The organism is Moorena sp. SIO2C4 (assembly GCF_010672485.1).
Lineage (GTDB): Bacteria > Cyanobacteriota > Cyanobacteriia > Cyanobacteriales > Coleofasciculaceae > Moorena > Moorena producens.
Genome location: NZ_JAAHGN010001377.1, coordinates 1 through 1602, shown reverse-complemented (window position 1 = coordinate 1602; position 1602 = coordinate 1). Strand labels below are relative to the sequence as shown.

The window sequence follows — 1602 nt, the reverse complement described above, 5'->3', positions numbered from 1 at the left end:
CTTAATCAATGGAGGCGCGCTTTCCTATGGCGAATTAAATTACGGGGTCGCGCCTCAAGTTTTAACCCTTTTCTGCATAGCCTAACAACCATAAAGGCGAGCCTGTCTAAGGTTTCGTCTCCGGGGGGAACCCCCAAGACCGCGCTGCATCGCTTTTATTAATTATTTATCCTTGTATTGTGGAAATCAGATAAGCGAAAGATATTATAACAACTAAAGAAATAAAGCGTTTTCCAACCACATTGCTGCCTGACATATTATATCCACCGCTCTTATAATCTCGGAACATTTGTTCAATATTAAAACGTTGTCTTGATGCAGTCGCTCATGGTTTGTTTGCGACTGCACCAAGACATGACTCTGCGATTTTTTCAAGTTTAACATTTTTGGTGTCTTGTCTAATAATTACTACAAGGTTAAGGAATAATAATTGAGATTCGGAAAGGAGATTTTTTAGATGTTTTTGATATAATTATGGTAGCATTTTCAATCTTATTGGTCGTCTTGACAATTTCTGACCTATCTTTTTTTACCATAATTCGCTCAATTTAATATCTATCAAGGGTTACAGGCCGCTTGTCGCCCCCCCAGGAATCTTTGACTAAATTAACCGTTTTAAACGTGACCATTTTTTGGATACGATTATCGATGTGATAGGAATTGTTAATGAGCCCAAAATAGTCACGCTTTATGTCTGGATTAATACTTCTAAATGACCAAGAACTGTAAATTCCTTTTCTTGCGGTTTCTAAGGCATAGTTATTAATGTCTATCCCAAAAATTTTAACCTTCCATTTTTATAATTCAGGAAGTATTTTATGGAATAAAATAGCAATAGAATAGGGTTATTATCCAGTTGAACATCCTGCAATACAAATCTGAATTATTTTGTGGTTATTTTGTCGTTTAATTATATCTGGAATAATGTGATTTTGTCAGGTTTTAAAATGACATTTATAGCAGTCGCCAGGGTAATTATGACATGACAAAAGTCTCAAACTACAGTATGGCAAGAGTTTAACTTCTGACTTCTGACTTCTGACTTCTGCTATATCTCGCCAAAAGTAACTTTAATTATTAGTCATCATGGCAACTAATTTTTGCCATTATATATTACTTTATATAGTCTTATATAAGAGTTTAGAGTAACTTTATGGTGAACCAAATTTGATAAATTTCATTCTCACAAGGATGGTTTAAATTAAATTGTCTTGGTCTGCTTCTTTAATAACTAATCCTGTCTGCTGGGCAATTAATCGAAGAAAAGCTTGTTTTAGCTCAACACTTAAAGATTCTGTGTTTGACACGTTAATCCCGATTGACTGACAAATCCAATGTGGTTACAGTTATATAGTTCCCAGTCAATCTGCCCAAGTAACACTAATTTAAAAACCTATTGGTACCTATTAATTTAATTCCTTATGTTCGGTTGTTCGCCTTTGGGGGTTGTAGGTTATTCGGCTGAAGGTTAGCAAGTTAGCAGGTTGAAGGTTGAACGCGACGCGCGTGCCTATTGGCCAAGGTTAGCAGGTTGAAGGTTGAACGCGACGCGCGTGCCTATTGGCCAAGGTTAGCAGGTTGAAGGTTGAACGCGACGCGCGT

Annotated in this window: 2 pseudogenes; both read right to left on the bottom strand. The window is 36.6% G+C overall.

Annotated elements, in window-relative coordinates:
* Positions 1–169: 169 nt before the first annotated feature.
* Positions 170–319, bottom strand: a pseudogene (locus F6K20_RS37750) (IS4 family transposase); the annotation flags it as partial.
* 229 nt (positions 320–548) lie between these two features.
* Positions 549–785, bottom strand: a pseudogene (locus F6K20_RS40385) (CheR family methyltransferase); the annotation flags it as partial.
* Between the last annotated feature and the right edge of the window lie 817 nt (positions 786–1602).